Consider the following 7,000-nt stretch of genomic DNA (forward strand, 5'->3'; position numbering starts at 1 on the left):
GTGTCCTGCGGACTGCAGTGCTGACGACGACGGCAGCACTCGCGTTGAGCGGATGCGGAAGCGGGGACGAACCCATCGACATCCTCTCCGAAGGAGCGTGGCCGGGCCGCTATTCCGACGCCCGCAACAGCAGCACCGCGGTCGCGGACGGACTCTCGGACGTGTCGGTCGCCTGGACCCGATCGGTCGGCGGCGCGGTCGGATCACCGCCGTCGATCGCCAGCAACGGGCAGATCTTCGTCAGCGCCTCCACCGACGCCGGCTGCAATCTGTTCGCGTTCCAGATCGACACCGGCCGCAAACGCTGGTGTACGCGTCTCGCGCCGGGCGTCGGCGTGGTCACGCCGGTCGCCGACACCGTCGCCAACGTCTACCTCGGCGAGGAGGGCGGTCTGTACTCGTTCAACGAGCACGGGCAGCGCCGCTGGCGTATCCCGGTGAGCGGCACACCGCGCAGCGCACAGTTCACCGGTGACGGAAACCTCTTGGTGGTCACGCACTTCGGTCAGGTCAACGTCGTCGATACGCAGACGGGCAAGCTCGTCGCCCCGATCTACGACATGGTGCCGATCCCGGGTGTGCAGGACGGCACGAACGTGCCCCGGCAGGCCCCCGACCACGGACTGGCCGCGTGCTTCGGCGGCTCCCCCGACTGCCCGGTCGCGACGACGCCCGCGGTGGACGTGGTGACGGACCGCATCTTCGCCACCCTGTGGCGTCCGGGGACGGACCAGGCGGCACTGGTCGCGTTGCGCTACACCGGCGGTGACGACGCGCGCATCGCCGAGGAGTGGTCGCTGGCGGACCTTCCGGGCGGGGCGGTGACGAGCCCCGTGCTCTCCGCGGACGGCGCGACGGTGTACGTGCACGACGGCGACGGCACCCTGTGGGCGATCGACGCCGCGACGGGCTCGCCGCGCTGGAGCCACGATCCGGGTTTCGTCACCTCGACGGGACCGGCGGTGACCGCCGACGGGACGATCCTGCTCGCCGGTGGCGGCGCGGACGGTCCGCTCGTGGCGTTGCGCGACGCCGGGGATCACCCCGAATCCCTGTGGGAACGCGACGACGTGCGTCAGCTCGGCGCACCGGCCGTCGCCGCGAACGGAGTGGGGTACACGGTGGTGCGGGTTCCGGACGGCCTCGCCGCGCTGGTCTTCGACACCTCCGACGGCAGCACGCTGGATCAGGAATCCCTGCCGGGAGCATCAGGTTTCGCGGTCGGCACCGCGATCGGACCGGACGGCGAGCTGCTGGCGACCACGCTGCTCGGGGACCTCTACACGCTGCGCTGAGAGTGCCGAACGGCCACACCACCGGGGCGCAGGCACCGGTGGTGTGGCCGTAGGCCGATCGTCTCAGGAGGCGAGGACGGTCAACTCGATCCCGCTGCCCCGCCGGACCGTGTTGTAGATCGGGCAGGTCGCGACGAACCGCTCGCGCAGGACGTCCGCCGCGGCCTGATCCACCCCGCTCGTGGTGATCGTGACCCGGGTGAAGTCGTACCGGGTCGGATCCTCGCTGCCGCGGGCGTGCGAGGCCTCGACCCGGATCCCGGCGAGCGGCAGCTTCAGTTCCGTCGCGTTCGCCTCGAAGTTCGCCATCGCGCACGATGCGAGCGCCGACAGGAGCAACTCCCCGGCCTGGATGGACTCACCCGGGCCGAATCGCGAGTCGGTCACCAGATGGTTGGCGCGGGCGTCGAGCACGAACCGGCCGGGTACCCCGGCGATGGTGTGCCCCGCGACGGCCGCGATGTTCGACGCGGGCGCGGTGCCGGCGCTCATCGGGCGGCGCTCGCGGGCTTGGGGATCCGGTTCTCCCATTCACGCGGAGCGGGACGCTCGAGTCCGAGGTTCTCGCGCAGGGTGGATCCCTCGTATTCGGTCCGGAACAGGCCGCGCTTCTGCAGTTCGGGGACGACCTGCCGGGTGAAGTCCTCGAATCCCCCGGGCTGGTAGGGAGCCTGCACCATGAAGCCGTCGCACGCGCCTCCGGTGAACCACTCCTCCAGGCCGTCCGCGACTTCCGTTGCGGTACCGATGAATCCGCCTTCGACGCGGCCACCGTACTGCTTGCCGAGCTCACGCAGCGTGAGCCCCTCGCGTTCGGTGATCTCGCGGACCTCGCGGTAGTGGCCCTCGACGCCGGGAACCTCGACGTCGGGCAGCCGCTCGTCGAGGGGGAACGTCGACAGGTCCACGTCCAGGTGGTAGGCGAGGGTCGAGAGCCCACCCAGCGGCGGCACCAGTTCGAACAGCTCCTCGAAGGTCTGTTGCGCGATCGCGCTGGTGGCACCGATGACCGGGGCGATCGACGGCAGGATCTTCACCTGACGGGGGTCGCGGCCGTGCGCGGCGGCCCGCTCCTTGATCTCGCGGTAGAAGTCCTGCGCCGACTCGAGCGACGCGTGGCTGCAGAAGATGACGTCGGACCAGCGGGCGGCGAAGTCCTTGCCCTTGGCGGAGGCGCCGGCCTGGATCACCACCGGGTATCCCTGCGGCGGCCGCGGCACGTTGAGCGGTCCCTGGACGGTGAACCACTCCCCCTTGTGGCCGATCGCGTGCACCTTCTCGGGGTCGGCGAACAACGGCGTCTCGGTGTCCAGGACCAGCGCGTCGTCCTCCCAGCTGTCCCAGAGCTTCGCCGCCACCTCGAGGAACTCGTCGGCGCGTTCGTAGCGCTTCTCGCGGGGGAACTGCTCGTCGAGGTTGAAGTTGCGCGCCTCGGATTCCTGGAACGAGGTCACCACGTTCCAGGCCGCGCGGCCGGCGGTGAGGTGGTCCAGGCTCGCGAACGAGCGGGCCACGGTGAACGGCTGCGCGTATGTGGTGGACACCGTCGCGGCGAGACCGAGGTGCCGAGTCACAGCACCCATCGACGACAGCACGTGCAGCGGATCGAGACGCAACGAGCCGAGCGCGCCGTTGCGCAACTGGGTGTCGGTGCTCGACCCGAACCGGTCGGGCACCGAGAGGATGTCGGCGAAGAACGCGAGGTCGAACCTGCCGTCCTCGAGGGTGCGGGCGATGTTCTGGTAGTACTCCGCGGACAACCACCCGGGGACCGAGGCCGGGTAGCGCCAGCCGCCGGGGCGGCCGGGACCGGCGGTGATGAACGCGGCGAGACGCATCTGGGAGTCGGACATGATGCTGATACCTACTTCGAGAGTTACTGGACGTTCGAGAGTTCTTTGTCGATGACGGACTTGATCGAATCGAACCGCGAATCCTGCAGCCACGAGGTGACATCCACCTGCTCGGGGTAGATGCCGAGCCGGTGGAAGTTGTCGGCGAGATCCTGGGTGCCGGCGATGGCGTCGGCACCGACCGAGGTGAACTGTCCCGCACCGGAGTACGAGAGCCGCTTCGTCTCGACGAGGTCGCGGTACACCTCGGCTTCCATCGCGTTGCCGCCGAAGCCGCCGAGCCGGGTGAACTCGTCGACGGCCGCGGCGGGGTTGGCCTCGATCCAGCGCTGTGCGTCGCGGACGTTGCGCACCAGCTTCGCCGCGACCTCGGGGTGGTTGTTCGCGAAGGATTCGCTCGCGACGAAGAACGCGTAGTCGTAGGTCTTCACGTCGGGCAGGGTCGCGGCGTTGTGCTTGCGCTTGGCGAGTTCGGCCATCGGCTGCCACGTGATCCAGGCGTCCACCTTGCCCTGCGCGAACGCGGCCTCGGCGTCCGCGGCGGTGAGGTTGACGTACTCGATGTCGTCGAGCGTCAGGCCCGCGGTCTCGAGGTACTTGACCAGGCTGTACGTGCCGGTCGTGCCGCGGTGGTCGGCGACCTTGCGGCCCTTCAGATCTGCGGCGGACCGGATGGTGGAGCCCTGCGGGACCAGGACGTCCACCTCGTTGCTCGGCAGCGGGTACGCCACCAGCGGGACGATGGGAACGCCACCGCCGATCGCGTAGATGACGGCGGTCGCGGTGGCGAAGGAGAAGTCGACGCTGCCGGACTTGATCGCCTCCATCACCGGCAGGGACGCCGGGAATCCGGTGGGCCATTCCACCGGCACGCCGAGGTCGGCGGCGACGTCGAACCCACCGAGGCTGTTGCGCAGCACGGTGCCCGGTTCGGCGTTGCCGTCGCCGATCAGCGCGTACCGGACCTGGGTGAGGGGGCCGTCTTCGTCTGCTGCGGCGTCGGTGCTGCACCCGGCGAGGGACAGGGCGGTCAGGCCGAGGACACCGGCGCCGGTGGCCTTGAGGAAGCCGCGTCGGCTCAGCGACGAAGAGGTCAGGGGTGACATAGCGGGGGTGAAACCTTCCTACGGGTGGAGCGGGTGGATCGGAGGGGCAGTGTCAGGAATGGAGGGCGCGGTCGGCCTCGAGGAGCCCGTCGAGGAACTCCTCCTTCCAGGCTGCGAGGCGGGCGTCACCGCGGTGCCGGGGGCGGGCCTGGTCGATCCGGAGTTCACGGGTGATCCCGGATTCGGTGAGCAGCAGCACCCGGTCGGAGAGGATCAACGCTTCCTCGACGTCGTGGGTGACGAGCAGGACGGTCCGGGGCCGCTCGGCGAGCATCCGTTCGAGCAGTTGCTGCATCGTGACCCGGGTGATCGCGTCGAGTGCACCGAACGGTTCGTCGAGGAGCAGCACGTCGGGGTGGTGCAGCAGGGCGCGGGCGAGCGCGACGCGCTGCCGCTGGCCGCCGGACAGTTCGGAGGGCCAGGCGTTCTCCCGACCGGCGAGTCCGACCTCGCGGAGCAGCGCGGCCGCTTCGTCGCGTCGTCCCTTGGTGCCGAGCTGGACGTTGTCGAGGACGTTGCGCCAGGGCAGGAGCCGGTCCTCCTGGAACATCATGCGCGAGACGACGGGCCGGTCGACGGTCGGCTCGACGCGGCCCTCGGTCGGCTGCTCGAGCCCGGCGAGGATCCGGAGCAGGGTGGACTTGCCCACGCCGCTCGGTCCGAGGAACGTCACGAACTCGCCCGGCGCGATCGACAGGTCGATGTTGTTCAGGATGCGCTTGTCCTGGTAGCGGTGTCCGACGCCGAGCAGGTCGAGTCCGACGAGGTCGTCACGGGACATCAGCGAGTTCCCTTCCGGTAGTTGGGGTTCCAGCGGAGGACTCGCGCCTCGACCAGCCGGATGAGCTGATCGGCCAGGAGGCCGGCGAGCGCGTAGAGCACGATCGCGAGGACGATCCGGTCGTTGCGGAGCAGGTCGCGGCCGTTCTGGGCGAGGAAGCCGATGCCCTCGCTGGTCGCGATGGTTTCGGCGATCACGAGCGTCAGCCAGGCCACGCCGAGCGCGTAGCGGATGCCGGTCAGGATCATCGGCATCGCGCCGGGCACGATGACCTGCCGGATCAGCTCGCCGCGCCCGAGCCCGTACGAGCGGCCGAGCTGCACGAGCTTCGGATCGACGGTGCGGATACCCGCGACGGTGTTGAGGTAGACGGGGAAGATGACGCCGAGGGTCACGAGCAGGACCTTCGGCAGCTCGCCGATGCCGAACGCCGCGATGAGCAGCGGGACGAGGGCGAGATGCGGCAGCGCACGCAGCATCTGCAGGGTCCGGTCGACGAGTCCTTCGGCGATGCGCGAGAGGCCGACGGCGAAGCCGAGGACGAGACCGATCCCGGCGCCGATGGTGAAGCCGATGACGATGCGTCGCACACTCACCAGCAAGTGGGTCTGCAGTTCTCCCGCGGCCCAGAGGTTCCGGGCGGTGTCGAGCACCTTGCTCGGGGGCGGCAGGATCGACGCGGAGATCAGTCCGGTGGACGAGGCCCACTGCCAGCCGAGCAGCACGAGGGCCGGAACGACCCACGGCAGCAGCGCGGTCGCCCGCGGCGTCCGGATGACGCGGCGGGTGCGCGGCGGCTCGGCGGTGGGCGCAGGGGTAGCCGGTGCTGCGGAGACCGTGAGATCAGACATCGCCGGTCGCCGTCGGTGTGGGGGTGGTCGTGTTCATCGTTCTCCTCGCGGACAGCAGTGCGAGGAGCACTATAAATACAAACGACAACAAACGACGACAACTGTATACACATGGATTCAAACCCTTCCCATCCGCGCGCCGTCCTGGTATGGGTTGGTTCGTCCACTTTTCTGCGCGTCTCGAGGAGGGAACCGACCGTTGGACGTCGACAGATCGCCGTACGCACAACTGCGCGAACGCATTACGAACGGCAAGTATGCGCCCGGCTCCATGCTGGTGCCGGCCGGCGTCGGCGCGGAGATGGGGCTGTCGCGGACACCCGTGCGGGAAGCGTTGCAGCGGCTCGAGTTCGACGGTCTGGTGATCAAGGTCACCCGCGGCTACATGGTGCGTGAGCGCACCGAGGAGGAGGTACTCGCGATCTGCGACGCCCGGATCGCACTGGAATCCGCTGCCGCGTTCGCCGCGGCGACCAGACGATCCGAGATCGATCTGGCCCGGCTGACGAGTCTGTTCGAGCGCGCCGTCGCGGCACCGGATCCGAAGAGCGCACTCCGCCTGCACAACGACTGGCACGCCGCGCTGCGCTCCGCCGCCCACAACCCGACCATCGCCGAGCTGATGGAACGCCTGGACGCGCAACTGGCCGTCTACGACGCCGAGGCGTCCGCGGCTCCCGACAATCTCGACGCGATCGAGACGGAGCACCGCCACATCCTCGACGCGATCGTCGCGGGGGACGGCGAGCGGGCGCGCGCCCTGATGACCGCTCACCAGGAGCGCACCCGCGATATCCGCATTTCTGCCATGGCGGCGCGCTGATCGGGAATCCCACCGACGGGCGCACGGACCGTGCGACGCTGATCCCCATGACAAGGGCGCTACCGAAGAACGCAGTGCCGAAGAACATGGTCTTCATTCCGGGAGACACGTTCTGGATGGGCTCGGAGGACTTCTATCCCGAGGAACGACCGGTCCACCAGGTGACGGTCGGCGGGTTCTGGATGGACGAGCACCCGGTGACGGTCGCCGAGTTCCGCCGCTTCGTGAAAGCGACCGGATATGTCACGACCGCGGAGGTCGCGCCCGACCCGGACCGGTACCCCGGGGCGG

The 7,000-nt window shown here is 69.3% G+C and carries 8 protein-coding genes; 3 read left to right on the top strand and 5 right to left on the bottom strand.

Annotated features, from left to right (window positions below):
• Positions 1-1,295: PQQ-binding-like beta-propeller repeat protein (locus tag I0Q12_RS07385; protein ID WP_231610198.1), on the top strand; the 1,295-nt coding region annotated here is incomplete at its 5' end.
• A 63-nt stretch (positions 1,296-1,358) separates the two neighbouring features.
• On the opposite strand, the gene I0Q12_RS07390 is transcribed toward I0Q12_RS07385, so the two are convergent.
• From I0Q12_RS07390 to I0Q12_RS07410, 5 genes are read right to left on the bottom strand one after another with little or no spacing between them, the layout of a single operon-like run.
• A complete protein-coding gene (locus I0Q12_RS07390; RefSeq protein ID WP_197251314.1) occupies positions 1,359-1,787 on the bottom strand; it encodes an OsmC family protein in 429 nt (142 codons plus the stop codon).
• Positions 1,784-3,148, bottom strand: coding sequence for an LLM class flavin-dependent oxidoreductase (locus tag I0Q12_RS07395; protein WP_197251315.1), 1,365 nt, complete (start codon positions 3,146-3,148; stop codon positions 1,784-1,786). Before I0Q12_RS07395 ends, I0Q12_RS07390 begins: the two co-directional genes overlap by 4 nt.
• Before the next feature lie 23 nt (positions 3,149-3,171).
• On the bottom strand, positions 3,172-4,254 hold the full coding sequence (locus tag I0Q12_RS07400; RefSeq protein WP_197251316.1) for an NrtA/SsuA/CpmA family ABC transporter substrate-binding protein: 1,083 nt from the start codon (positions 4,252-4,254) through the stop codon (positions 3,172-3,174).
• A gap of 52 nt (positions 4,255-4,306) precedes the next feature.
• Positions 4,307-5,035, bottom strand: a complete 729-nt coding sequence (locus I0Q12_RS07405; protein ID WP_197251317.1) for an ABC transporter ATP-binding protein — start codon at positions 5,033-5,035, stop codon at positions 4,307-4,309.
• Positions 5,035-5,886, bottom strand: coding sequence for an ABC transporter permease subunit (locus tag I0Q12_RS07410; protein ID WP_197251318.1), 852 nt, complete (start codon positions 5,884-5,886; stop codon positions 5,035-5,037). Before I0Q12_RS07410 ends, I0Q12_RS07405 begins: the two co-directional genes overlap by 1 nt.
• Before the next feature lie 199 nt (positions 5,887-6,085).
• Here I0Q12_RS07410 and I0Q12_RS07415 point away from each other — a divergent pair, with 199 nt between their 5' ends.
• Both I0Q12_RS07415 and I0Q12_RS32285 read left to right on the top strand, forming a co-directional pair.
• Positions 6,086-6,709, top strand: coding sequence for a GntR family transcriptional regulator (locus I0Q12_RS07415; protein ID WP_231610199.1), 624 nt, complete (start codon positions 6,086-6,088; stop codon positions 6,707-6,709).
• Positions 6,710-6,795: 86 nt separating this feature from the next.
• Positions 6,796-7,000, top strand: a 205-nt coding sequence (locus I0Q12_RS32285) for an SUMF1/EgtB/PvdO family nonheme iron enzyme (RefSeq protein WP_231610206.1), incomplete at its 3' end; no start/stop codon positions are given.

Source organism: Rhodococcus sp. CX, assembly GCF_015865005.1.
Taxonomy (GTDB): Bacteria; Actinomycetota; Actinomycetes; order Mycobacteriales; family Mycobacteriaceae; genus Rhodococcus.